The sequence below is a fragment of the Micromonospora sp. NBRC 107095 genome (genome assembly GCF_030269705.1).
GTDB lineage: Bacteria > Actinomycetota > Actinomycetes > Mycobacteriales > Micromonosporaceae > Micromonospora > Micromonospora parva.
Genome location: NZ_BSTU01000001.1, coordinates 1,778,475 through 1,801,027, shown reverse-complemented (window position 1 = coordinate 1,801,027; position 22,553 = coordinate 1,778,475). Strand labels below are relative to the sequence as shown.

Annotated in this window: 22 protein-coding genes; 8 read left to right on the top strand and 14 right to left on the bottom strand. The window is 71.5% G+C overall.

The window, feature by feature from the left end:
* The first annotated feature begins 7 nt into the window (after positions 1–7).
* Positions 8–256, top strand: a complete 249-nt coding sequence (locus tag QSK15_RS08455) for a DUF2277 family protein (protein ID WP_285793634.1) — start codon at positions 8–10, stop codon at positions 254–256.
* Positions 257–304: 48 nt separating this feature from the next.
* Here QSK15_RS08455 and QSK15_RS08450 read toward each other — a convergent pair whose 3' ends face one another.
* Positions 305–784, bottom strand: a complete 480-nt coding sequence (locus tag QSK15_RS08450) for a hypothetical protein (protein ID WP_030336763.1) — start codon at positions 782–784, stop codon at positions 305–307.
* Positions 785–996: 212 nt separating this feature from the next.
* Entirely contained in the window at positions 997–1,986 is a 990-nt protein-coding gene (selD, locus tag QSK15_RS08445; protein WP_285793633.1) for a selenide, water dikinase SelD, read from the bottom strand.
* A 194-nt stretch (positions 1,987–2,180) separates the two neighbouring features.
* Here selD and QSK15_RS08440 point away from each other — a divergent pair, with 194 nt between their 5' ends.
* Genes QSK15_RS08440 through QSK15_RS08425 form a run of 4 tightly spaced genes read left to right on the top strand, consistent with a single transcriptional unit; the run spans position 2,181 to position 5,602 of the window.
* The gene (locus QSK15_RS08440) at positions 2,181–2,936 is read left to right on the top strand and encodes an amino acid ABC transporter ATP-binding protein (RefSeq protein WP_285793632.1); all 756 of its coding nucleotides are present in this window, start codon (positions 2,181–2,183) and stop codon (positions 2,934–2,936) included.
* A gap of 57 nt (positions 2,937–2,993) precedes the next feature.
* Complete coding sequence (locus QSK15_RS08435) at positions 2,994–3,872, top strand: glutamate ABC transporter substrate-binding protein (RefSeq protein WP_285793631.1); 879 nt, start codon at positions 2,994–2,996, stop codon at positions 3,870–3,872.
* Between the two features lie 42 nt (positions 3,873–3,914).
* Entirely contained in the window at positions 3,915–4,622 is a 708-nt protein-coding gene (locus QSK15_RS08430) for an amino acid ABC transporter permease (RefSeq protein WP_285793630.1), read from the top strand.
* Entirely contained in the window at positions 4,619–5,602 is a 984-nt protein-coding gene (locus QSK15_RS08425) for an amino acid ABC transporter permease (RefSeq protein ID WP_285793629.1), read from the top strand. Before QSK15_RS08430 ends, QSK15_RS08425 begins: the two co-directional genes overlap by 4 nt.
* Positions 5,603–5,706: 104 nt before the next feature.
* Here the strand turns inward: QSK15_RS08425 and rny are convergent, their stop codons facing one another.
* From rny to QSK15_RS08390, 7 genes are all read right to left on the bottom strand, one after another.
* Positions 5,707–7,473, bottom strand: coding sequence for a ribonuclease Y (gene rny / locus QSK15_RS08420; RefSeq protein WP_285793628.1), 1,767 nt, complete (start codon positions 7,471–7,473; stop codon positions 5,707–5,709).
* A 555-nt stretch (positions 7,474–8,028) separates the two neighbouring features.
* Entirely contained in the window at positions 8,029–8,733 is a 705-nt protein-coding gene (locus QSK15_RS08415) for a 3-keto-5-aminohexanoate cleavage protein (protein WP_285793627.1), read from the bottom strand.
* A 49-nt stretch (positions 8,734–8,782) separates the two neighbouring features.
* Positions 8,783–9,481, bottom strand: a complete 699-nt coding sequence (locus QSK15_RS08410; RefSeq protein WP_285793626.1) for a regulatory protein RecX — start codon at positions 9,479–9,481, stop codon at positions 8,783–8,785.
* 14 nt (positions 9,482–9,495) lie between these two features.
* The gene (recA, locus tag QSK15_RS08405) at positions 9,496–10,542 is read right to left on the bottom strand and encodes a recombinase RecA (protein WP_088990914.1); all 1,047 of its coding nucleotides are present in this window, start codon (positions 10,540–10,542) and stop codon (positions 9,496–9,498) included.
* Positions 10,543–10,726: 184 nt separating this feature from the next.
* The gene (locus QSK15_RS08400; protein WP_030336777.1) at positions 10,727–10,927 is read right to left on the bottom strand and encodes a DUF3046 domain-containing protein; all 201 of its coding nucleotides are present in this window, start codon (positions 10,925–10,927) and stop codon (positions 10,727–10,729) included.
* 5 nt (positions 10,928–10,932) lie between these two features.
* Positions 10,933–12,324, bottom strand: coding sequence for an MFS transporter (locus QSK15_RS08395; protein WP_285793625.1), 1,392 nt, complete (start codon positions 12,322–12,324; stop codon positions 10,933–10,935).
* Positions 12,325–12,512: 188 nt separating this feature from the next.
* Positions 12,513–14,117: a flavin monoamine oxidase family protein gene (locus QSK15_RS08390; RefSeq protein WP_285793624.1), complete on the bottom strand. Its 1,605-nt coding sequence runs from the start codon at positions 14,115–14,117 to the stop codon at positions 12,513–12,515.
* A 266-nt stretch (positions 14,118–14,383) separates the two neighbouring features.
* Here QSK15_RS08390 and QSK15_RS08385 point away from each other — a divergent pair, with 266 nt between their 5' ends.
* The gene (locus tag QSK15_RS08385) at positions 14,384–14,614 is read left to right on the top strand and encodes a hypothetical protein (protein WP_285793623.1); all 231 of its coding nucleotides are present in this window, start codon (positions 14,384–14,386) and stop codon (positions 14,612–14,614) included.
* 36 nt (positions 14,615–14,650) lie between these two features.
* On the opposite strand, the gene QSK15_RS08380 is transcribed toward QSK15_RS08385, so the two are convergent.
* Together QSK15_RS08380 and QSK15_RS08375 are read right to left on the bottom strand one after the other, a co-directional pair.
* Positions 14,651–15,376: a UdgX family uracil-DNA binding protein gene (locus QSK15_RS08380; RefSeq protein ID WP_285793622.1), complete on the bottom strand. Its 726-nt coding sequence runs from the start codon at positions 15,374–15,376 to the stop codon at positions 14,651–14,653.
* Between the two features lie 328 nt (positions 15,377–15,704).
* Positions 15,705–17,045: an aminotransferase class I/II-fold pyridoxal phosphate-dependent enzyme gene (locus QSK15_RS08375; protein ID WP_285793621.1), complete on the bottom strand. Its 1,341-nt coding sequence runs from the start codon at positions 17,043–17,045 to the stop codon at positions 15,705–15,707.
* A gap of 34 nt (positions 17,046–17,079) precedes the next feature.
* Here QSK15_RS08375 and QSK15_RS08370 point away from each other — a divergent pair, with 34 nt between their 5' ends.
* Both QSK15_RS08370 and leuE read left to right on the top strand, forming a co-directional pair.
* A complete protein-coding gene (locus QSK15_RS08370) occupies positions 17,080–18,324 on the top strand; it encodes a bifunctional pyridoxamine 5'-phosphate oxidase family protein/GNAT family N-acetyltransferase (RefSeq protein WP_285793620.1) in 1,245 nt (414 codons plus the stop codon).
* A complete protein-coding gene (leuE, locus tag QSK15_RS08365) occupies positions 18,324–18,995 on the top strand; it encodes a leucine efflux protein LeuE (protein WP_285793619.1) in 672 nt (223 codons plus the stop codon). The genes QSK15_RS08370 and leuE overlap by 1 nt, the downstream gene beginning before the upstream one ends.
* A gap of 3 nt (positions 18,996–18,998) precedes the next feature.
* Here the strand turns inward: leuE and QSK15_RS08360 are convergent, their stop codons facing one another.
* The 3 genes from QSK15_RS08360 to QSK15_RS08350 all read right to left on the bottom strand — a co-directional run bounded on the left by QSK15_RS08360 (position 18,999) and on the right by QSK15_RS08350 (position 22,489).
* Complete coding sequence (locus QSK15_RS08360) at positions 18,999–19,928, bottom strand: sporulation protein (protein ID WP_285793618.1); 930 nt, start codon at positions 19,926–19,928, stop codon at positions 18,999–19,001.
* Positions 19,929–20,072: 144 nt separating this feature from the next.
* Positions 20,073–21,137 (bottom strand): hemolysin family protein, encoded by a 1,065-nt coding sequence (locus QSK15_RS08355; protein ID WP_030336791.1) that lies wholly within the window; start codon positions 21,135–21,137, stop codon positions 20,073–20,075.
* Positions 21,134–22,489: a hemolysin family protein gene (locus QSK15_RS08350; protein ID WP_285793617.1), complete on the bottom strand. Its 1,356-nt coding sequence runs from the start codon at positions 22,487–22,489 to the stop codon at positions 21,134–21,136. The genes QSK15_RS08355 and QSK15_RS08350 overlap by 4 nt, the downstream gene beginning before the upstream one ends.
* Between the last annotated feature and the right edge of the window lie 64 nt (positions 22,490–22,553).

The following is a 22,553-nucleotide window of genomic DNA, read 5'->3' as shown; positions in this document are numbered from 1 at the left end:
AGCTCACATGTGCCGGAGCATCAAGACGCTGCGCGAACCGTTCACTCCGCAGGTGACCGACGCGGACGTCGAGGCGGCGGCGTTGCAGTACGTCCGGAAGATCTCTGGTTTCCGGGCGCCCGCCGCGCACAACGCCGCCGCGTTCGACGCCGCGGTGGCCGCCGTGGCCGGGGCGACGCGCACCCTGCTCGACCAACTCGTGGTGCGGGGCACCGGAGCCGGCGTCACCGACCGGTCGGCCCCCGCCGCCAACTGATCGCGGCCCACCAGGACGGCACCCGGCCGGGCCTGACCCTGGGCAGGGTCAGGCCGCGGCGAGTGCCGGGGCGACGGTGTCCGGCGCCCAGCGCGAACGGTGACACTGCGACCAGCCCCGGCATCCCGGGTCGCCCAGTGAGCAGAGCCGCATCTTGCTGAGCACCTCACCGTCGTCGGTGTCCCGCACGTCGAAGTGCACCGGACGGACCGTGCCGTCCGGGGCGACGAGCAGGTGCCGGCCCGCGTCGAGCGTGTCGTCGCGCAACAGGCAGTTGCGGCCCAGCAGTCGGGCCAGCGCGGCGATGCCCGCGTGCTCGGAGAGCTGCTCGGGCACCCCGTAGCAGTCCACCACCGTCGCGAACTCGCCCGGCGCCTGCCAGACGTCACACACCACCGCGTACGTCGGCAACCGCGCCGGGTCGGCCACCGCCAACGGCATCACCACCCGGCCAAGCGCCTCGGCCAACGCCGGGTAGACCTCCACGGGCTGAGCCCCGTCGATTCTCCAGTTCCACAGCTCGGTCATTCCGCCTCCTCGCTGCGTTCGTCCCCACCGGCCTCCGGATCGGGCCTTACACACGATGGTGGGGGGCATTTGACCCCAGCCGGGGGCAAGTTACCGGTCTGTGACCATTCCGGGCAAAATTTCCCTGAGCGGCATTGCTCGGAGTAGCGGGAAGGTGACAGTTTATCGGGTATGGTGCGCCATCCGTACCACCGCCGCCGCGTGTTCCCCGGTCAGCGCAGCACGACCAGGTGCTCCCCCCGGGGCAGCAGCTCACCCACCACGGGAGCGCCGGGCACCTCACCGGCGACCAGCAGGCCACCTGAGGTCTGCGCGTCGGCCAGCAGCAGCCGCTCCGCCTCGTCCGCCGCGCCGAAGTCGGTCCACGGGGTCACCCAGTCCAGGTTCCGCCGGCTGCCGCCGCTGACGAACCCGTCGCGCAGCGCCTCGCGCGCACCGGCCAGATAGGGCACCCGGGCGGTGTCGATGGCCACCGTGAGCCGGCTGGCCCGGGCCAGCTTCGAGGCGTGCCCGAGCAGCCCGAACCCGGTCACGTCGGTGCCGCAGCGGATACCGGCGGCGACCGCCGCGCGGGCCGCGTCCCGGTTGAGCGCGGCCATCGTGGCCACCGCCTCCGGGAAGCTCTCCCCGGTCGCCTTGTGCCGGGTGTTCAGCACGCCCACCCCGAGCGGCTTGGTCAGTGACAGCGGCACCCCGGCCCGCCCGGCGTCGAGGGTGATCAGCTCCTCCGGCCGGACCGTGCCGGTGACCGCGAGACCGTACTTCGGGCCGTCGTCGTCCACGCTGTGCCCGCCGGCCAGGTGACAGCCGGCCTCCCGCGCCACGTCCTGGCCGCCGCGCAGGACCTCTCCAGCCAGCTCCATTGGCAGCACGTCGCGCGGCCAGCAGAGCAGGTTGAGCGCGACAAGCGGGGTGCCGCCCATCGCGTACACGTCGGAGAGCGCGTTCGCCGCGGCGATCCGACCCCAGTCGTACGCGTCGTCGACCACCGGAGTGAAGAAGTCGGCGGTGCTGACGAGGCCGGTCCGCTCGTCCAGGCGCACCACCGCCGCGTCGTCGCCGTGGTCCAACCCGACCAGCAGCTCGGCGGTGCCGGTCGCCGGACCGAGACCGGCCACCATGATCTCCAGCTCACCCGGGGGAATCTTGCAGGCGCAGCCACCGCCGCGGGCGTACGTGGTCAACCGTACGGGTTCGGTCATCCCCCCATGATCTCGACAACGCGCCACGATCGCCACCGGCGCCATCCGGCCGGTGACCAAAATCGGACGGTCGAGAACGATCGTGACCGGTGTTACCGCTCCGTGACCCGCTGGGTTGCGTTCTGCCACATCACGCCGCCTACAGTGGCCGCACCGGGGGTCAACCGACCCCGCTCCGGGAGACGACAGGGACGGTGAACGACGTGACGACGGGCGAACCGCTCATCGTGCTGGACTCGGTCAACAAGTGGTTCGGGCCGCTGCACGTGCTGGACGACGTCTCGCTGTCGGTGGGTCGCGGCGAGGTGGTCGTGGTGATCGGCCCGTCCGGCTCCGGCAAGTCGACGCTGTGCCGCACGATCAACCGACTGGAACCGATCAACTCGGGCACCATCACCTTCGACGGTCAGCCGCTGCCGGCCGAGGGCAAGCCCCTCGCGAAGCTGCGCAGCGAGGTGGGCATGGTGTTCCAGTCCTTCAACCTCTTCGCCCACAAGACCATCCTGGAGAACGTCACCCTCGGCCCGATCAAGGTCCGCAAGGAGAAGCCGGCCGCCGCGCGCGAGCGGGGCCTCGCCCTGCTCGACCGGGTCGGCATCGCCAACCAGGCGGACAAGTTCCCGGCTCAGCTCTCCGGCGGGCAGCAGCAGCGGGTGGCCATCGCCCGGGCCCTGGCCATGCAGCCCAAGGCGATGCTCTTCGACGAGCCGACCTCGGCGCTGGACCCGGAGATGGTCGGCGAGGTGCTCGACGTGATGACCTCGCTGGCCAGCGACGGCATGACGATGGTCGTGGTCACCCACGAGATGGGTTTCGCTCGGCACGCGGCGAACCGGGTCATCTTCATGGCTGACGGGCAGCTGGTCGAGGACGCCCCACCAGCGGAATTCTTCGCCAACCCGCGCAGCGAGCGGGCCCGGGACTTCCTCTCCAAGATCCTCACGCACTAGGCGTCCGTTGTGGAGCGTGCCGCACGCCGGCGGGCTCCGTTGAAGAAGGAGAAAAGTATGCGTATCACGCGCGTTGCGGCAGTCGCCGCGGTCGCCGCTCTGGCGCTCGGCCTCACCGCCTGTGGTGGCGATGACGGCGGGGAGGGCACCGGCGCTGGCAGCAAGTCCTTCACCGCCGGCACCACCATGGAGAAGCTGAACAAGGCCCAGAAGATCAAGGTCGGCACCAAGTTCGACCAGCCCGGCTTCGGCCTGAAGGGCCTCTCCGGCAAGCCGGAGGGCTTCGACGTCGAGATCGCCAAGATCATCGTCAAGGAGCTCGGCATCCCCGAGGACAAGATCGAGTGGGTCGAGGCCCCCTCGAAGGTCCGCGAGGACGTGATCGTCAACGGCACCGTCGACCTGGTCGCGGCGACCTACACGATCAACGACAAGCGCAAGGAGCGCATCGCCTTCGCCGGGCCGTACTACGAGGCTGGCCAGAACATCATGGTGAAGAAGGACGACACCACGATCACCGGTCCGGACTCGTTCAAGGACGGCACCAAGAAGGTCTGCTCGGTCACCGGCTCGACGCCGTTCGAGGAGATCAAGAAGTACGTCAAGGACGTCGCCACCCAGCTGGTGCCCTTCGACACCTACGACAAGTGCCGCGACGCCCTCAAGAGTGGCCAGGTCGACGCCGTGACCACTGACAACGTGATCCTGCTCGGCTACATCGCCAAGGACGAGGCGTCCTTCAAGCTGGCCGGCAGCAACTTCACCAAGGAGCCGTACGGCATCGGCGTGAAGAAGGAGGACGCGGACTTCCGCAGCTTCATCAACGACACCCTGGACAAGGCTGTCGCCGACGGCAGCTGGAAGAAGGCCTGGGACGACACGGCCGGCAAGTTCGGCGCGGAACTGGGCACCGCGCCCACCATCAACCGTTACTGATCTGATCCATTTCGATCTGGAGGGTGGGAGGAACACCGACCCGTGAACGTGCTCATCGACAAGTTCGACGTCTTTGCGGGTGGTTTCTGGCTCACCCTCCAGATCTGCGTGCTCGCCGCGATCGGCGCCCTCATCCTGGGCGCCATCGTGGCGGTGCTCCGCATCTCGCCGGTACCGCCGCTGCGGGCCCTCGGCACCGGCTACGTGAACGTCTTCCGCAACATGCCGCTGACCGTGGTGATGTTCTTCGCCGCGTTCGGCCTGCCGGCGCTCGGCTCCAACGCGGACTTCCTCCGCATTCCGGTGCTCGACTCGCTGTTCACCCGGCTCGGCACCGACCTTCCGTACTTCCGGTTCGCGCTGATCGCCCTGGTGCTCTACACCGCGGCGTTCGTCTGTGAGGCGCTGCGGTCCGGGGTCAACGCGGTGCCCGCCGGCCAGGCGGAGGCCGCCCGATCGTTGGGGCTGACCTTCGGACAGAACCTGCGTTACGTGGTGCTGCCGCAGTCGTGGAAGGCATCCATCGTGCCGCTCGGCTCGGTGATCATCGCAATGATCAAGAACTCGGCGCTGGTCGGCTTCTTCGGGGTGGTCGGTGACCTGTCACAGACCGCCGACCAGCTCACCTCGGCCGAGGGTTACGCCTTCGTCCCGGTCGCCATCGGCATCTCGCTCGGCTATCTGATCATGACCGTGCCGCTCGGCACCCTGCTGGACCGGATCGAGAAGCGACAGGCGGTGGCCCGATGAGTCAGCAGACCAGCGTCCTCTACGACGTTCCCGGGCCCCGGCAGCGGCGGATCACGCTGATCAGCAGCATCGTCGCCGGGCTGGCCCTGCTCGTCGGTGCGTACTTTCTGGTCTACCGGCCCCTGGACGAAAAGGGCCAGTTGTCGATGGAGCTGTGGGGTCCGCTGGTCGACCCCTCCAACGAGAACTTCTCCCTGGTCTGGGAGCGGATCGGCCTCGGCTTCAAGAACACCCTGATCGCGGCGGCGATGGCCATCGTGGCCTCGCTGCTGGTCGGCACCCTGCTGGCGGTGCTGCGGATCCAGCTCAAGAGCCTGACCGGTCGCAAGTTCACCGGTCTCGCCGCGCCGCTGGCGTACCTGCTGCGCGGGCTGAGCGTGCTGCTGTCGGCGGTCACCCGGGTCTGCGTCGAGGTGTTCCGCGGCCTGCCGGTCGTGCTCACCATCTTCTTCGTGGCCCGCGGCTTTCCCGAGTTCGGCATCTACTTCGACAACCTCTGGTACCTGGTCATCGGCCTCACCATCTACAACTCCGTGGTGATCGGCGAGATCCTCCGCTCGGGCATGGAGGGGCTGCCGGGCGGCCAGGCGGAAGCCGCCTCCGCCATCGGGCTGTCTCCGGCGCAGAGCACCCGGATGATCCTGCTGCCGCAGGCCTACCGGATCATGCTGCCGGCGCTGATCAGCCAACTCGTGGTGGTGCTCAAGGACACCTCGCTCGGCTTCATCATCAGCTACGAGGAGACCCTGAACATCGGCAAGCAGATCATCGGCGCACTGGGCAACCCCATCCAGGTCTACGTCGTGATCGCCGTGCTCTTCATCGTGGTGAACTACTCGCTGTCGAAGCTCGCCCAGTACGTCCAGCGGCGGCTCGCCCAGGGTCGCAAGACCGCGAACACCCCGGCGCAGAACCCGCCAGCGGCGGCCCTGATCTCCCAGGCCGAGGGCGGCGGCGCCGGAGGCGGCGGCGGCGCCTGAGCCACACCACACCGACCAGAAGGCCCGAAGGCCGCCCCGACTGCTCGGGGCGGCCTTCGGTCATCTCCAGGGTGCGCGCGGGGCGAGGGGGCCCCCGGTCTGACTCAGCGGGCGATCTCGGTGACCCGGGACTCGCGGACCACGGTGACCCGGATCTGACCCGGATAGGTCAGCTCCTCCTCGATCTGCTTGGCCACGTCCCGGGCCAGCACGGCCGCCCCGATGTCGTCCACGTCGTCCGGCTTGACCATCACCCGGATCTCCCGGCCGGCCTGCATGGCGAAGACCTTGTCCACGCCGAGCTTGCCGGCGGCGATCTCCTCGATCCGCTCCAGCCGCTTGACGTACGCCTCCAGGCTCTCCCGGCGCGCGCCCGGCCGACCACCGGAGCAGGCGTCGGAGGCCTGGGTGAGCACTGCCTCGATGGTCTGCGGCGGCACCTCGTTGTGGTGCGCCTCGATGGCGTGCACCACGTCCTCGTGCTCGCCGTACTTGCGGGCAAGGTCAGCGCCGATGATGGCGTGGCTGCCCTCCACCTCGTGGGTGAGCGCCTTGCCGATGTCGTGCAGGAACGCCGACCGCTTGATGATGGGGACGTCCAACCGCAGTTCGGCGGCCATGATGCCGGCGATGTGGGCGGTCTCGACCAGGTGCTTGAGCACGTTCTGCCCGTACGAGGTGCGGTAGCGCAGCCGACCGAGCAGGGAGACCAGCTCCGGGTGGATCTCGGTGATGCCGACCTCGACCAGGGCGTCCTCGGCGGCACGCAGGCAGAGCTGCTCCACCTCCTGCCGCGCCAGGTCGTAGACCTCCTCGATCCGGTGCGGGTGGATGCGCCCGTCCAGGACCAGCTTCTCCAGGGTCACCCGGCCCACCTCCCGACGGACCGGGTCGAAGCAGGAGAGCAGCACCGCCTCGGGGGTGTCGTCGATGATCAGGTTGACGCCGGTCACCGACTCGAAGGCGCGGATGTTGCGCCCCTCCCGGCCGATGATCCGCCCCTTCATCTCATCACCGGGCAGGTGCAGAACGCTGACCACGCTCTCCGCGGTCTGCTCGCTGGCGACCCGCTGGATCGCGTCCACCACGATGTGTCGGGCCCGCTGCTCGGCCGTGTTGCGCGCGTCGGACTCGATGTCCCGCACGAGCAACGCCGCCTCCCGCTTGGCCTGGGTCTCGATGGCGTCGATCAGCTCCAGCCGCGCGGATTCGGCGGTGAGCCCGGCGACACGTTCCAACTCCCGGCGGCGCAGCTCCTCCGACTCGGCCAGCTCGGCCTCCCGCTGGGCGAGCGCGGCCTCCCGGGCGGCGAGGGCGGCCTTCGCGGCGGTGAGCTGCCGCTCCCGCTCGGCGAACCGCTCCACCTCTTCGGTGTGCATCCGCTCCCGCTCGTCCATCCGGGCGGCCCGGCGTTCCACCTCGGCGGCCTGCTCCCGGGTGGTGGCGGCGAGCACCGCCACCTCCCGCTCGCCGCTGCGCCGGGCCGTTGTGCGCAACTGCTCGGCGTCCGCCTCGGCCTGCTTGTGGGCGCGCTCCAGAACGGTGTCCGCCTCGGCCCGGGCGTCGTCGAGGACCCGACGCGCCTCGGCGCGGGCCGCCTTCGCCTCGGCCTTCGCCGCCGCCGCCTCGGTGCGGGCCGCGGCGGCCGCTGACTTCGCCACGTCGATCGTGCTGTTCGCCTGGTCCGCCGCGGTCCGCAGGGCAGCGAGGGACTGCTCCTGCCGGTCCTTCTCGGCGATGAAGGCGGGGTCCTCCGGGGCCGGCGCGGCGCCCATCCGGCGCAGTGTCCGGATGCCGACCAGCACGGCCCCGATCACCACCACCGCGAGGACGAGGACGGCCGCGAGGAGCACGACGTCGAAGGCGTTCATGCCGGGACCCCGTCGGGTCTACCGATGAACCTGTGCCGCCGCCCCGCCATGGCCGCCTCCCCTAACGTCGAGACCGCAGCGACTGTGCCGGGGGCACACTCCTGCGGCTGTGGACGCCCGACCGGAGCGGCTGGCCGTGGGTAGCTTTCTCCGCCGGCGGTGCCCGTGGGCAGCGTCGGCGACCGGGTGCAGTTGTCGCAGCTTTCCGGACCGGCCTGTCCGGAACTGCCGCCAAAGGCCGCGGAGTCGGCCAAAGTGATGCTGTTCTGTTACGCGATCTATGTTGTGCGCTTAGCCTGCGCTGGTCGGGCAATGTGAGCCTGTATGGCGAGGCTAGGTCGCCGGGGGTGCTCTGGTCAAGGACTCATGATCAAACCCCCCGAACGGAGAGAAGTCGTACCGTCACCACGCGCTGACATCGCGCCGGACAGGAGGGGACAAACTCCGCGAGGTGCACCGCTCGTTGGACACGTCGGGCCTGCTCAGCGCCACCCAGCCGGTTCTCAGACAAGGCCGACGCTCCCGTCAGGTGTGACGTATCCGTCTCGTCACACGTCAGCTGGCTCCCACCGCCACCGCTGCCGCGACCAACGCCGCGTTGTCCGCGGCCGGTGAGCCGTCCGGCAGGCACAGAGTGTCCTCAAGCCCGATCCGGGCAGCCAGGCCCCGGCGTACCGCCTCGTTGAGGACCGGCCAGGTCGCCGGACCCTCGGCGTGCAGCAGCACCGGCGGCGCGTCCGCCGGCAGCGCGGCGAGAATCCGGGTGGCGTCGGCCAACGCGACCGCCACGTCCTCAGCCATGCACTCGACCAGCACCCGCCCGGCCGGCACCCGCCACCTGCGGTACGCCGCGACCGCATCAAGCGTCCACAGCCCGGCCTCGACGAGCACACCGCGCTCGTGCAGGGCGGCCGCGACCGCCTCGGCACCGGGCTCGTGCGCGTTCACCGAAGCGAAGTCGGGCAGCACCTGCCAGGCCCGGACGGCGGCCACCCGGGCAGCCGGATCCGGCGAGATCCAGGCCCCGGTACTCACCCCGACCGGCAGCCCCGGCCGGGCGGCACGGATCGCGGTCAGCGCGTCAGCGATCACCGCGGGCCGCAGCGACTCGGCACCGGCCTCGTCCCGAGGATGGACGTGCACGGCCGCGACGCCGAGCGCCGCGCAGCGGGTCGCGTCGGTGGCCAGCTCCGCCGCCGTCAGCGGCACGGCCGGATGGGCCTGTCGGTCACGCCCACCGTTCAGACATGCCTTCAACATCAGCCCCGCGCCCCCATCGGGAATCGCAGCGGACCGCTGACCGGGCCGCTCACTCGGCCAGCCGGTTGTCGCGCTCCAACTCACCCTCGGCGTCGGCGAGCGCGTCGGCGTCGATCTGCTCGGCGAACTCGGCCGCCTCGGCGCTCTGCGCGGCGAGCGCGTCCTTCACCGCCCGGATGGCCACACCAGGCGGGTAGCCCTTGCGGGCCAGCATGCCCACCAGCCGGCGGAAGACCGCGTCCGGCTCGCCCCGGGTGGTGCGCAGCTTGCGCTCCACCAGACTGCGGGCAGTGTCTGCCTCGGTCTCCTCGTCCAGCTCACCCAGCGCCTCAGTGGCCACCTCGCCGTCCACACCCTTGCGGCGCAGCTCGTTGGCGAGCGCCCGGCGAGCGAGGCCCCGACCGGCGTGCCGGCTGGACACCCATGCCCTGGCGAACGCCGCGTCATCGATGATGCCGACCTCGTCGTACCGGTCGAGGACCTCTGCCGAGACCTCCTCGGAGATGCCCCGCTTGGCCAGCGCCCCGGCCAGCTCGGCCCGGGTGCGAGGCCGGACGGCCAGCTGACGCAGGCAGATCTCGCGGGCCACCTCGGACTCGTCCCGAGGAGGAGCCGGAGACTCGACGGCATCGGCCTCCCCGGAACCACCCCGGCGGCCTCGCCGGGGGCGGGGCGGATCGGTGGCGTCGCCCGTACGGGGCGGACTGGCATCCCAGCCCCGCCCCGTACGAGCGCGTCGTCCTGCCACGGGTCAGCGACCGGTCAGAAGTCGACCGGCGGCAGCTCCGGGCCACCGGCGGCGTCACCCGCGCCGACCCCGACGCCGAGCTTCTCCAGGATCTTCTTCTCGATCTCGGCGGCCACGTCCGGGTTTTCCTTCAGGAACTCCCGGGCCTTCTCCTTGCCCTGGCCGAGCTGGTCGCCGTCGTACGTGTACCACGCTCCGGACTTGCGGATGATCGCCTGCTCCACGCCGACGTCGATCAGCGAGCCCTCCCGCGAGATGCCCTTGCCGTACATGATGTCGAACTCGGCCTGCTTGAACGGCGCGGCGACCTTGTTCTTCACGACCTTGACCCGGGTGCGGTTACCGACCACGTCGGTGCCGTCCTTGAGGCTCTCGATGCGTCGCACGTCGAGCCGGACCGAGGCGTAGAACTTCAGCGCCCGACCACCGGTGGTGGTCTCCGGGCTGCCGAACATCACGCCGATCTTTTCCCGCAGCTGGTTGATGAAGATCGCCGTGGTGCCGGTGTTGCTGAGCACACCGGTGATCTTGCGCAGCGCCTGGCTCATCAGCCGGGCCTGGAGGCCCACGTGGCTGTCGCCCATCTCACCCTCGATCTCGGCACGGGGCACCAGGGCCGCCACCGAGTCGATCACGATGATGTCCAGCGCGCCGGAGCGGATCAGCATGTCCGCAATCTCCAGCGCCTGCTCGCCGGTGTCCGGCTGGGAGACCAGCATCGCGTCGGTGTCGACGCCGAGGGCCTTCGCGTACTCCGGGTCGAGCGCGTGCTCGGCGTCGATGAAGGCGGCGATCCCGCCGTTGCGCTGGGCGTTCGCCACCGCGTGCAGTGCCACGGTGGTCTTACCGCTGGACTCGGGACCGTAGACCTCGATCACCCGGCCACGCGGCAGACCGCCCACGCCGAGCGCCACGTCGAGCGCGATGGAGCCGGTCGGGATCACGGCGGTCTGGACGACCGGCCGCTCCCCCAGCCGCATCACCGAGCCCTTGCCGAATTGCTTGTCGATCTGAGCGAGAGCAAGGTCGAGTGCCTTCTCCCGGTCAGGCCCTGCTGCCATGGTTGCCACCCCTGCCTTCGCCGGCGTCTTTGCTGAGCTTCGCGTCACGCGGACACGCTAGGCGCTAGGTCCGACAGAAAACCAGCCGACGGGCCGCGAGCTGTGGACGAGCACCCCGCTGTGGACAATAGCCGAACAGGTGTACGAGTCGACAAGCGACACGCGGAACCGGCGAAAAGGCTGCTCAGCGTAGTCGAGCGGGCACCCGGTCGGGGTAGGCGGCGCAGACCGCCCGCCACACCACGTGCGTCTGCTCCCCCGCCGCCAGGGCCTGCTCGATGGTCCGTCCGCCGAGCTGGGACAGCACCTGATCGCGGGCGATGCTGGCCGCGTAGCCGGGCCCGAACGCCTCGTCCAGCCGCGTCCAGAAGTCGGTCAGCCGCACAGTTATCAGCCCTCCTCGTCCGGTGCCCCGGTCGGCACCGGGCGCAACGCTAGCGCCACCAGGGGCGCCACCGCGACCGCCGCGAGCAGGGTGAGCACGGGATATCCGGCGAACTGCATGACAAACCCGCTGACCACGGCCGCGCCGGCCCCGGCCAGTCCCATGATCAGGTCGGAGAGCCCCTGGACGCTCGGCCGCACCCCGGGCGCCACCGACTCGGACAGCAGGGTCGAGCCGGCCACCATCGTCCCCGACCAGCCCAGCCCGAGCAGGACCAGACCGACCGAGAGCCGAGGCGTGTGGTGCCCGGCGGTACCGGCGACCGCGCAGGCGGCCAGCAGCAGCCCGACCCCACCGAGGATCACCGCCCGTCGACCGAGCCGGTCGGTGAGCCAACCGACCACCGGGGAGAACGCGTACATGCCGGCGATGTGCAGGCTCAGCACGATGCCGACCAGCCGCAACACGTCGGCGTCGGCGTGCGACTCACCGAGCCGGACCGGCGTCATCGCCATCACCGCCACCATCACCAGGTGACCCACCGCCACGGCGGCGATGCCGAGTCGGGCGGCGGGCTGTCCGCGTACCACCGACCAGGCCGCCCGCATCCCGGCGGCGCGTGGCGCGCGCACCCCGACCGGCGCGGCGGCCGACCGCCCGGCACCACCCGCCACCGGCGCCTCGGCCGCGACCGCGGTCGCCGTCGCGTCGGCGACCGACGGGCGGTCGGCGGCAGGTGTGTCGGCGGCCGCGAGCCGCCGCGCGGTGAGCAGCGGGTCGGGCCGGAGCAACCCGAGGAGTACGACGGCAGCCAGCACGAAGGCGGCCGCGCTGAACGCGAACGGGCCGGCCAGCGGGGGCAGCCCCCAGCCGGTGGTGACCCGGTCGGCCAGCGCGGCGAAGTTCGGCGCGGCCACCGCACCGATGGTGGTGGCCCAGACGATCAGGGAGAGCTGCCGCCCCCGGCGGGCCGGCTCGGCGAGGTCCACGGCCGTGTAGCGGGCCTGCAGGTTCGCGGCGGTGCCCCCGCCGAAGAGCAGCATGCCCAGGAAGAGCAGCGGCACCCAACGGGTGGCCGCGGCCAGCACCACCAGCACGCCGCCCACGGCGCCGACCGCGTACGCCAGCACCAGACCCGGCCGGCGACCGTGCCGCGCCATGATCCGGGTGACCGGGACGGCGAGCAGCGCGGCACCGACCACCCCGGCGCTCTGCGCGACACCGGCCACCGCGGTCCCGGCGATCCGGGCCGCGAGCAGCGCGCCCACGGCGATGCCGATGGTCACACCGATCCCGCCGATGATCTGGGTGGTGAAGAGCAGCCGCAGGGTGCGCCGCTGGATCGACGCGACGTCGGGTCGGGCGCCGGTACGCGGCGCGGTCAGGTCGGTCGCCATCGGCGCTCCTCGAGGACGGGGACTCCGCCATCCTCGCGCACCCACCCGGTCCAGGCTGCCCCGGCCGGCCTGGCGCAAGATCCGCGCAACTACCGGGAAGTTGCTGCCTCGGCAGGCGGGGAATCGGCAGTTTCCCCGATGTTGCGCGGATCTTGGCCGGCGGAGGTCTTCGCGGGTCCGAGCAGCTCTCAGCCGGCCATCACCCGCTGGTGCAGCGCCGAGACCGCCGAGCGGGCCGCCACGAACGCGCCGTGCTGCCAGGCCACCTCGTGGCTGAGCCAGTCCCCGGCGAAGTAGACCCGTCCGGCCGGCTGGAGCAGCAGGTTGTAGCCGGCCGTGCCGTACCGGGGTGAGGTCCAGGCGCCCTCGATGTAGCGGGTCCGGTCCCAGGCGTGGGAGTACGAGGTGACCAGCTCACTGCGGTACTTCTCGCCGTGGATCTTCACACCCTGGCTGACCGCGCGCTCGGCGCGCTGCTCCGGGGTCAGTCCGCTGTACGCCCTGGCGTTCGCCCCGGTGTTGTAGTAGCCGACGACCAGGCCGCGCTTGCCGTGGAAGCCGTACGACGGGTACCAGATGTGCGACAGGTCCAGGTCGGTCTCGGTGATGCCGCCGTAGATCCGCTGATCGGTCTCCCACCAGCGGCTGCGGTACTCCAGGCCGATCTTGCCGGAGGCGGTGACCGGGAAGTCGGCCAGGGCCGCGGTCACCGCCGTGCCGAGATTGTGCGGCACCCGGGCCATCAGGTGCGGCGGCAGCGCGGCCACGCAGTAGTCGGCGGTGATCTGCGACTGCCGGCCCTGCTGTCGGTAGGTCACCTCGACCCGGCTGCCCCGGTCGGTCACCGCTGTCACCTCGGCGTTGAGTCGGATGCGGTGCGCGCCCACCGCCCGGGCCAGGGCTCGGGGAATCTGGTCCATCCCGCCGACCGGTTGGAACATGAGCATCGCCTGGTCGTAGCCGAACTCGAAGGAGAAGTACCGGCCGATGTTGCTGGCGAACACGTCGGAGAGCGCCGGCGGCGTGCCGAGCGGGGTCCCCACGTCGTTGCCCGCACCCGGGTACGCGGAGAAGCCCCGACGGTTCGTCCCGGTGTACGCCCAGTCGCTGCTCCGTCCGCCGATCGCGCCGAAGCTCTGCAGGAACGACAACAGCCGCTCGCGATCCTCGGTGCTGAGGCGGGCGTCCAACGCACCCTGGTCGGTGGCCTTCGCCAGCAGCTCCGAGACGTAGCCGTACACGTCGGCCTTGGCGGTGCGGTACCGGACCGGCGCGGTCATGCCGGCGGACTCGTTGTAGATCCAGGCGTCGGCGTTCTGGTTGGTGAAGACCTCGACGGGTACGCCCAGTTCCCGGCAGTAGTCCATGGTGAGCATCCACTGTGCGATCCGCCCCGGGCCGGCGTTGAAGTAGACGCCGTCGGAGAAGCCGGCCCGCTGCGTGCGTCCGTCCAGGTCGGTCTCGACGTCGCCGCCCCGGATGGTCAGGTTCCGACCACCGACGCGGTGCCGGGCCTCCAGGATGGTGCAGTGGTATCCGGCCTTGCCCAACTCGTACGCGGTGGTCAGCCCGGCGATGCCGCCGCCGAGCACGACCACGCTGGCGCCGGACCGCCCGGTGAGGGTGAAGTCGGACCGCTCCGGCGGCCGGAACGCCGGGGTGACCGACGCCTCCGCGCTGGGGGCCAGCCCCATGGCGCCCATCGTGGCGAGCATCGCTCCGGCCCCACCGCTGATCCCGACCGTGCGCAGGAACCCACGCCGGCTGACCATCGACTGCGTCTGATCGCTCATAACGGCCTCCCCTACAAGATCGACTCGCATGAGTCTGCAGAGATGCTGTTACGTGGATCGCGCGACGCCGTTTCCGGTAGGTATCAGCCTTCACCGATGACAGGGACGGCCGCCACTCGCCCGGCCCGTCGCGGGGTTCGGGTTCACCTCGGTCACCGAGGGCCGGTGCCGGTCGCGGGCCAGTGCCGGTTCGCGGAAACTCGCTGTGGGCCACGGCGGGGTACGTGCGACAGTTCCACTGCGCCGATCGGCAAGGAGGTCCTGTCATGCCTCTGCTGCGGGTCCGGGTCGACAGTGACCTCGGCACCGCCCGTCGCGTCCTGCAACTGCACCAGGAGGGCAGGAGCCATCACGAGTCACGGGAATCGGCCCGGGAACAGGTGTGGCGTCAGGGCCGCACCCCGGCTGGTGACCCGGTCTTCGTCGGCGTGACGAACGGTCGTCGGCACGTACAACTGCTCTACGACGTCGAGGTCTACTCCGACACCACGTCCTGAGCGCTCCGACCGTCGCGGGGGGCGTCCTCAGCGACGTCACGACGAGCGGCTGACCCGCTGTCCGTTGAGGGTGCGGGACACGACGGTGAGGTCGGCGACCAGACCCTCGTACGCCTTGTCTTGGTCGTCGGCCCGCAGCACGGCGGACGGGTGGATGGTGGCCAGCAGCCGGGTGGGCGGCACGTCGGCCCGCTTTCCGGCGTTGTCCACCGGCACCTGCGCGAAGTCCGCTGGATGCTGGGCCGACTCCGGCCAGGGCAGCAGCTCCCCCCGCTGCCGGGTGACCCGGAAGGACGGGCCGAGCAGCGCCTTGGCGGCGGTCGCGCCGAGCACCACCACGAACTCCGGACGCAGCCGGGCGAACTCGGCGACCAACCACGGCCGACAGGCGGTGATGTGCGCCTGGTCCGGGGTCTGGTGGATCCGCCGCTTGCCACGCAACTCGAACCGGAAGTGCTTTACGGCATTCGTCAGGTAGAGGTGACCCGGGTCCAGCCCGGCGTCGTCGACCGCGCGGCGCAACAGGCGTCCCGCCGGCCCGACGAAGGGCAGACCCTTCTGGTCCTCCATGTCGCCGGGCTGCTCGCCGACCAGCACCACGCGGGCGCTCTCGTCACCCCGGCCGAAGACCGTCTGCGAGGCGTCCCGGTACAGCTCGCAGCCCCGACAGCCGCCGGCGGCGGTGCGCAGGTCGTCGATGGTGTCGGCGTCGGGCGGGATGAACCGCTGGGCGCCCGGAGCGTTCCCGGTCTGCTCGGCCATGCCGACTGTTATATACCCATTCGCTGCCCGCCGCCGGACACGCCGCAGCGCACCCGGCCGCGCCAGGTTAGTACCCGTTACCGCCCCCGTCGCCGCCGGACGCGATCGCGATCAGCACAATGATGATAATGATGATCGCCACCGCGATGGCGATCCAGATCCCCTTACGAGCCCCGCCAGAAGCCATGACCCCACACCTCCGGGCGCGCGCATACCCGTCCCCGCCGCCCCGAATCCTCGCGATCCTGCATTTTCCGGCCCAACCAAAACCAAGGCACTTCGCCAACAGGACCTGCAAGATCGCGAAAGTGGTGGGGCGGGGTGGGGGTCAGGTGGGGAAACCTGGGGGGTGGGGTGGGTTCTCGGCTCGGGCCAGGGCTGCGGCCAGGGGGGCCAGGTCGGTGGGGTCCAGGGGGCTGACGGTGATGCGCAGGGCGGGCGGGGCGGCGATCCGGTAGAGAGCGCCGGGAGCCACCGCCCACCCGGCGTCGCGGAGCGCGGTCACCGCGCTGGTCTCGTCCGCGACCGGCAGCCAGACGTTGATGCCGCTGCGGCCGTGTGCGGTCAGGCCGTGCGCGGCCAGCGCCGCGAGCAGCCCTTCGCGCCGCTGCTCGTAGCTCTGCGCCGCCCGCCGCACCAACTCGGTGACCGCCGGATCCCGCCACAGGGCGAGCACCAGGCGTTGCAGCACTGTGGAGACCCAGCCGGCACCGACCCGGACACGGCCGCTCACCCTGGCCACCGTCGTCTCGTCACCGACAAGCACCGCCATCCGCAGGTCCGGGCCGAAGGGCTTGCTCACCGAACGGAGGAAGGCCCAACTCGCTGTCGCACCGGCGAGCGGATGCAGGGGTACGCGGGCCAGTTCGGCAGCGTGGTCGTCCTCGATCAGCAGCAGGTCCGACCGGCCGGCGAGCAGCGCCCGCAGCGCCTCGGCGCGGGCCGCCGACACGGCGGCTCCGGTGGGATTCTGCGCCCGGCTGGTGACGATCAGCGCCCGCGCTCCGGCGGCGAGCGCCGCGGCCACTCCGGCGACCAGCGGCCCCTCGTCGTCCAGCGGTACGCCGATCGGGCGCAATCCGAGCGCGGCGACCAGGTCGAGCAGGTTGGCCCATCCCGGGTCCTCGACCGCCACCGCGTCGCCGGGGCGCAGGTGTGCGCCGAGCAGCCGCTCGATGCCGTCCAACGCCCCGCCGGTGAGAGTCAACTCCCCGGCCGGTACGCCGTCGGCGCGCAGCCTGGCCCGGGCCGCCTCGGCCAGTTCGGGCAGCACCCCGGCATCGGAGTAGCCGACCGGCGGGCCGCCGTCGGTGGCGAGCCCCGCCAGGTGCGGGCCCAGCGGAGGAAGCAGCCGGGGATCGGGTTCACCCCGCGACAGGTCCCGGGCGCCGGGCAACGGTGGGGGTCGCAGCGCGGAGCGGCGGGCGGCCACCGGGGGGCGGGGGCGTACCCGGGTGCCGTGCCGTCCGGCGGTGGCGAGCAGCCCGCGCTGGCGTAGCTCCTGGTAGGCGCGGGCGACGGTGGCGGGGCTGACCCCCAGCTGCGCGGCGAGCGCCCGCACCGGAGGTAGGGCGGCCCCCGGTGGCAGTGCGCCGGCACGGATGCCCGACTCGATGCTGGCCGAAATCTCGACGGCTGTCGTACCGGTGAGCTGATAGTGTGCTGACACAAATAAGAGATTGTACTAGAACAAAGGGGCGCGCATGTATCCACCCACCGCCCGGACCACACCCCACCGTTCCCGCGACAAGATGAGCTACGACGAGGCCGCCGCCCACGCCGTGCTCGACGAGGCCTACGACTGCGCGCTCAGCTTCACCGTCGACGGCCAGCCCCGGGTGCTGCCCACCCTGCACGTCCGCATCGGCGACACGCTCTACCTGCACGGCTCCACCGGCAGTCGGCCGCTGCTCGCCGCCCGGGGCGACGACGGGCTGCCCGTCTGCGTCGCGGTGACACTGCTCGACGGGCTGGTCTACGCCCGCTCCCAGTTCCACCACAGCGCCAACTACCGTTCCGTCGTCGCACACGGCACCGCCCGGCTGGTCACCGACGAGCGGGAGAAGCTCGCCATGCTCACCGCGCTGGTCGAGAAGGTCGGCGCGGGACGCAGCGCGGCCACCCGTCCGCCCAGCCGTCGCGAATTGGCCGAGACCGCCGTGCTGGCGCTGCCACTGCGTGAGGTGTCCGTCCGGGCCCGCACCGGTGGGGTCCGCGAGGACGAGGCCGACGTGCACCTGCCGCACTGGGCCGGCGTGCTGCCGCTGCGGTTGACCGCCGGGCAGCCGCAGCCGGACACCGGCGTCACCGCGCCACTGCCGGCGTTCCTCCGGACCGTCCGCACACCGTGGCACGAGCCGGCGCCGCTGCGCGGCGAGCACGTCCTGCTGGAGCCGCTGGACCTGGCGCACGCCGACGACCTGCACGCCGCGACCGCCGACGACGAGGTGTGGCGGCACCTGGGCGTCCGGCGGCCCACCACGCCGGCCGGCACCGCCGAGGTGATCGCCGCCGCCCTGGACGCCCAGCACCGCGGCGAACGGGTGCCCTGGGTGCAGAGGTGCGCGAGCACCGGGACGGTGGTCGGCACCACCTCCTACTACGAGATCGACCCGGAACGGCGGTCGGTGGCCATCGGGCACACCTTCCTCGGCCGGGCCTGGTGGCGTACCGGCATCAACACCGAGGCGAAGCTGCTCCTGCTCGGCCGCGCCTTCGACGACCTGGGCGCGGTGCGGGTCGTCTGGCACACCGACATCCGCAACGTCCGCTCACAGGCGGCCATCGAACGGCTCGGTGCCACCCGGGAAGGGGTGCTGCGCATGCACCGGCAACGCCCGGACGGCTCCTGGCGGGACACCGTGCAGTACGCGATGACCGTCGACGAGTGGCCGAACGCACAGGTCAGGCTGCGGGAAAGACTTCTGCGGACGGCACCGGTGGCGTGATGATGGCGGGCGTGCTGGGGATCACCGACATCTGGACGTACGTGCTGGGCACCGTGGCCATCATCCTGCTGCCCGGGCCGAACTCACTCTTCGTGCTCTCCACCGCCGCCAAACGGGGCGTCGCGGTCGGCTACCGGGCCGCCGCAGGCGTTTTCGTCGGCGACGGGGTGCTGATGTTCCTCTCCGCCGCCGGGGTGGCGTCGCTGCTCAAGGCGTACCCACCGCTGTTCCTGGTGATCAAGTACGCCGGTGCCGCGTACCTCGGTTTTGTCGGGGTGACCATGCTGCTCGGCGCCGCGCGGCGCTGGCGCGACCGCAACGACCCGGGCACGCCGCGGCTCATCGACGCCGCGGAGCCGGCGGCGATGCGCAGCCCGTTCCGCAAGGCGCTGGTGATCAGCCTGCTGAACCCGAAGGCGATCCTGTTCTTCATCTCGTTCTTCATCCAGTTCGTCGACCCCGGCTACGCCTGGCCGGCGCTGTCGTTCCTGCTGCTCGGGCTGATCGCGCAGGTGACCAGCGCGCTCTACCTGACCGCGCTGATCTTCGCGGGCACCTTCCTGGCCGCCCAGTTCCGCCAACGCCGCCGCCTGGCGGCCGGCGGCACCACCGCCGTGGCCGCCCTCTTCCTGGCCTTCAGCCTCAAGCTGGCCACCGCCACCGCCGGCTGACGCTCAGGTGCCGTCGCCGCCGGAGCCGCCGCCTCCCACGCCGGCGCCGCCGGCGGTGCCGCCGAGGCCGTAGCCCGGTCGGACCGGCTCGTCGGGATGGCGGCTGACGTGGGCTGACCCCGCGATCTGGGCGGACCAGTCGGCGTGCGCGGCAGCGGCGGCGTGCCTGTTGATCGCCTGGCGGAGCCAGCCGTCCACGGTGGCGACCCAGTCCCGCCGGTCGGCGCCCTCGTGCCAGATGCGGAACCGGCTGATGCTCTGGTGCGTGATGCCGGCCAGGGCCAGCCGGCGATCCATCCAGAGGATCACCTCAAGCCCGGCAGAGTTGGTCACGAAGATCAGCTCCAGTTCGGTGATCGGGCCGGCGTAGAGCGGCCCCACCCAGTAGCCCCAACGCTGGTGCAACGGCAGGGTGTGCTCCACACCCGGCAACCCGCCCTGCTGCAACCCGGCCTGGCGGATCATGAAGCCGAGCGTGTCCAACGCCGCCAGCACGTGCTGCTGGGTGGGGATCGGGTGCACGAGGACCGGCACCATGGCCCCCTGGTCCCGGTCGGGGTCGAGCGACACCTCGGTCCGCAAACCCATCCGCAGGCTCAGCAGCGGCACCCCGCCGAAGATGGTCACCGGGGTCTCCCAGGGCAGCGGGAACGCGAAGTCGACAGCCCGCCGCCGACCGGCCGGCACGACGAACCGGCCGGCGATGGGCACCTGGTGGAACTGCGTGAGCCGTCGCGGCGCCGCCGGGTCGTCCGGCTCGACGGTGGTGACCAGGCCGAGCCGGATGTGGCGGACGAGCACGTCGTCCGGGCCGGCGGCGAGAGTCACCCGGCCGGGCAGGCGCAGGCCCGGCCGGGTGCTCGGATTGGGGAGCGTGGTCTGCACGGACAGCCCGGTCCCACCGGACTCCGGTGACACTCCCGTCAAGCGCACCGCACCCTCCACGCAGGCTCGGTGACCTCGCCCCCTCGCGAGGTCACCTCAACTGTCGCGGACCCGGTGCGCGATCACCCCGACTTTCGCGGATCCGGCGCCCGGTCACCCCGACTTCGGCGGAACGTGACCACCCATCCGGTTTCACCGCATCCGGCGCCCGCGCGGCACCGTGTCGGTCTCGTCGTCGAACTCCCCGATGACCTCCTCCAGGAGGTCCTCCAGGGCGACGAAGCCGATCGGCCGGGCCGGGCCGCCGCCGTTGCGCACCAGCGCGAGCTGCGACTGCCGGGCCCGCATCGCCGCCACCGCCTCGGTGACCGTGGACGTCGCGGGCAGGGTGAAGGCCGGCGTCATCAGCTCCCCGGCGGTGGCGGCCCGGCCGGTGGTGACCACCCGTACCGCCTCCCGGACGTGCACGAGGCCGCACACGTCGCCCGCCTCGTCGAGCACCGCGAGCCGGGACCGGCCGCTGTCCCGGCTGACCTGTTCGATCCGCCCGGCCGGGTCGTCCCGGCGGACGGTGACCATGGTGGCGAACGGTTCCATCACCTGCGCCACCGAGGTGCCCTGCAACTCCAGCATGCTGGTCAGCAGCTGGTGCTGCTCGGCGCCGAGCAGCCCGTGCTCACGGGACTGCTCCAGCAGGATCCGCAGCTCGTCCGGGCCGTGCACCTGGGCGAGTTGGTCCTGCTGGTTGACGCCGAACAGCCGCAGGATCGCGTTGGCCAGGGCGTTCAGCGCGGAGAGCACCGGCCGGGAGACCCGGGCGAAGGCGCGGAACGGCAACGCGAGCAGCGTCGCCGACCGCTCGGCGTCGGTGATCGCCCACGACTTCGGGGCCATCTCCCCCACCACCAGGTGCAGGAAGGTCACCAACCCGAGGGCGAAGACCAGGGCGACCACGTGACTGGCCGCGTCGGGCAGCCCCACCGCGTGCAGTAGCGGGCTGATCAGGTGCTCGATCGCCGGCTCGGCCAGCGCGCCCAGCCCCAGGGTGCACAGGGTGATGCCCAGCTGCGCCCCGGCCAGCATCAGGGACAGCTCGCGGACCCCGTCGAGCGCGGCTCGGGCCGCCCGGCCACCGTTTGCCGCCGCCTGCTCCAGGCGGTAGCGCTTGCTGGCCACCAGGGCGAACTCGGCGGCCACGAAGAACCCGTTCAGCGCCAGCAGGATCACCGAGCTGAACAGTGCGATTCCGGGACTCATGCGGTCACCTCGGGTTTGGTCAGCTGCAACCGCACCGAGTCGGCCACGTGCCGGTCCACCGCCAGCACCTCGACCAGTGCCCGGGGCTCCGCCTCGTTCTCCTCGCCGTCCGCCCCCTCGGGTTGCAGGCTGATCTCCAGCCGGTCACCGACCTCCGGCACCCGGCCCAGCTCCCGCATCACCAACCCGGACAGGGTGTCGTACTCCGGGGCCTCGGGCAGGGCGATGCCGGTGCTGTCGGCGACCTCGTCGATCCGCCAACGAGCCGGCACCACCCAGGAACCGTCGTCCTGGCGGGCCGGCGCCCGCTCCGGTGGGTCGTCCTCGTCGCGGATCGGGCCGACCAGTTCCTCGGCGATGTCCTCCAGCGTGATGACACCGGCGAAACCGCCGTACTCGTCGACCACGCAGGCCATCTGCCGGTGCCCGGACCGCAGGCGGTCGAGCACCGTGGGCAGGGGCAACGTCTCCGGTACGAGCAGCGGCGGCCCGGCCACCGCGCTCACCGGGGTGGTGGCCCGCTCGCCCGGGGGTACGCCGAGCACGTCGGCGATGCCGACGATGCCGAGCAGGTCGTCGACGCCCTCCGCCCCGCGTACCGGGAACCGCGAGTGACCGGTGTCCAACAGCTCGACCACCCGGCTCACCGGTTCGTGCGCCCGGACGGTGTGCACGTCCACGCGGGGCACCATGGCCTCGCCGGCGGTCAGTTCGCGGAAGTCCAGACCTCGGTCGAGCAGCGTGGACATCTCGGCGTCGAGGCTGCCCTCCTCGCGGGACTCGGCGATGATCTGTTCCAGGTCGGCCGGGGTGGCACCGCTGGGCAGTTCCTCGATCGGTTCGATACCGACGCGGCGCAACAGCCGGATCGATGCCCGGTCGAAGAGCCGGATCAACGGCCCGGCGACGGCCAGGTAGATCAGGGTGGACCGGCTCAGCGCCCGGGCCAGTTGCTCGGCCCGCGCGATGGCCAGGTTCTTCGGGGCCAGCTCACCGAGCACCATCTGCACGACGGTGGCGATGACCAGGGCCAGCGCCACCGACAGCGGCAGGCTGACCGCCTCGCTGACGCCGGCCACGCCGAACAGGTCGGCGAGACCACCACCCAGGTACGGCTCGGCGACGTAGCCGACCAGCAGCGCGGTGACGGTAATGCCGAGTTGGGCTCCGGAGAGCATGAAGGAGAGCCGGCTGGTGACGGTGAGGGCCCGGGCGGCGGCCTGATCGCCGTCATCGGCGAGCTGGCGCAGCTTGCCCCGGTCCACGGCGACGTAGCCGAACTCCTGCGCCACGAAGTAGCCGGTGGCGGCAGTGAGGATGATGATCAGTAGGAGACCAACGACGATCAACACGGGTCGCTCAGGGCTCCCGGGGTCGTCGGTACGGGGATATGCCGGGCACGACCCGGCTGGCTAC

Coding starts and splice junctions, on each gene's coding strand:
- selD (WP_285793633.1), bottom strand. CDS start 1,986: ATGACCGAACCCGTACGGTTGACCACGTACGCCCGCGGCGGTGGCTGC.
- QSK15_RS08380 (WP_285793622.1), bottom strand. CDS start 15,376: ATGGCCGAGCAGACCGGGAACGCTCCGGGCGCCCAGCGGTTCATCCCG.
- QSK15_RS08370 (WP_285793620.1), top strand. CDS start 17,080: ATGTATCCACCCACCGCCCGGACCACACCCCACCGTTCCCGCGACAAG.
- QSK15_RS08395 (WP_285793625.1), bottom strand. CDS start 12,324: ATGGCGACCGACCTGACCGCGCCGCGTACCGGCGCCCGACCCGACGTC.
- QSK15_RS08450 (WP_030336763.1), bottom strand. CDS start 784: ATGACCGAGCTGTGGAACTGGAGAATCGACGGGGCTCAGCCCGTGGAG.
- rny (WP_285793628.1), bottom strand. CDS start 7,473: ATGAACGCCTTCGACGTCGTGCTCCTCGCGGCCGTCCTCGTCCTCGCG.
- QSK15_RS08385 (WP_285793623.1), top strand. CDS start 14,384: ATGCCTCTGCTGCGGGTCCGGGTCGACAGTGACCTCGGCACCGCCCGT.
- QSK15_RS08390 (WP_285793624.1), bottom strand. CDS start 14,117: ATGAGCGATCAGACGCAGTCGATGGTCAGCCGGCGTGGGTTCCTGCGC.
- leuE (WP_285793619.1), top strand. CDS start 18,324: ATGATGGCGGGCGTGCTGGGGATCACCGACATCTGGACGTACGTGCTG.
- recA (WP_088990914.1), bottom strand. CDS start 10,542: ATGGCAGCAGGGCCTGACCGGGAGAAGGCACTCGACCTTGCTCTCGCT.
- QSK15_RS08355 (WP_030336791.1), bottom strand. CDS start 21,137: ATGAGTCCCGGAATCGCACTGTTCAGCTCGGTGATCCTGCTGGCGCTG.
- QSK15_RS08415 (WP_285793627.1), bottom strand. CDS start 8,733: ATGTTGAAGGCATGTCTGAACGGTGGGCGTGACCGACAGGCCCATCCG.
- QSK15_RS08435 (WP_285793631.1), top strand. CDS start 2,994: ATGCGTATCACGCGCGTTGCGGCAGTCGCCGCGGTCGCCGCTCTGGCG.
- QSK15_RS08455 (WP_285793634.1), top strand. CDS start 8: ATGTGCCGGAGCATCAAGACGCTGCGCGAACCGTTCACTCCGCAGGTG.
- QSK15_RS08425 (WP_285793629.1), top strand. CDS start 4,619: ATGAGTCAGCAGACCAGCGTCCTCTACGACGTTCCCGGGCCCCGGCAG.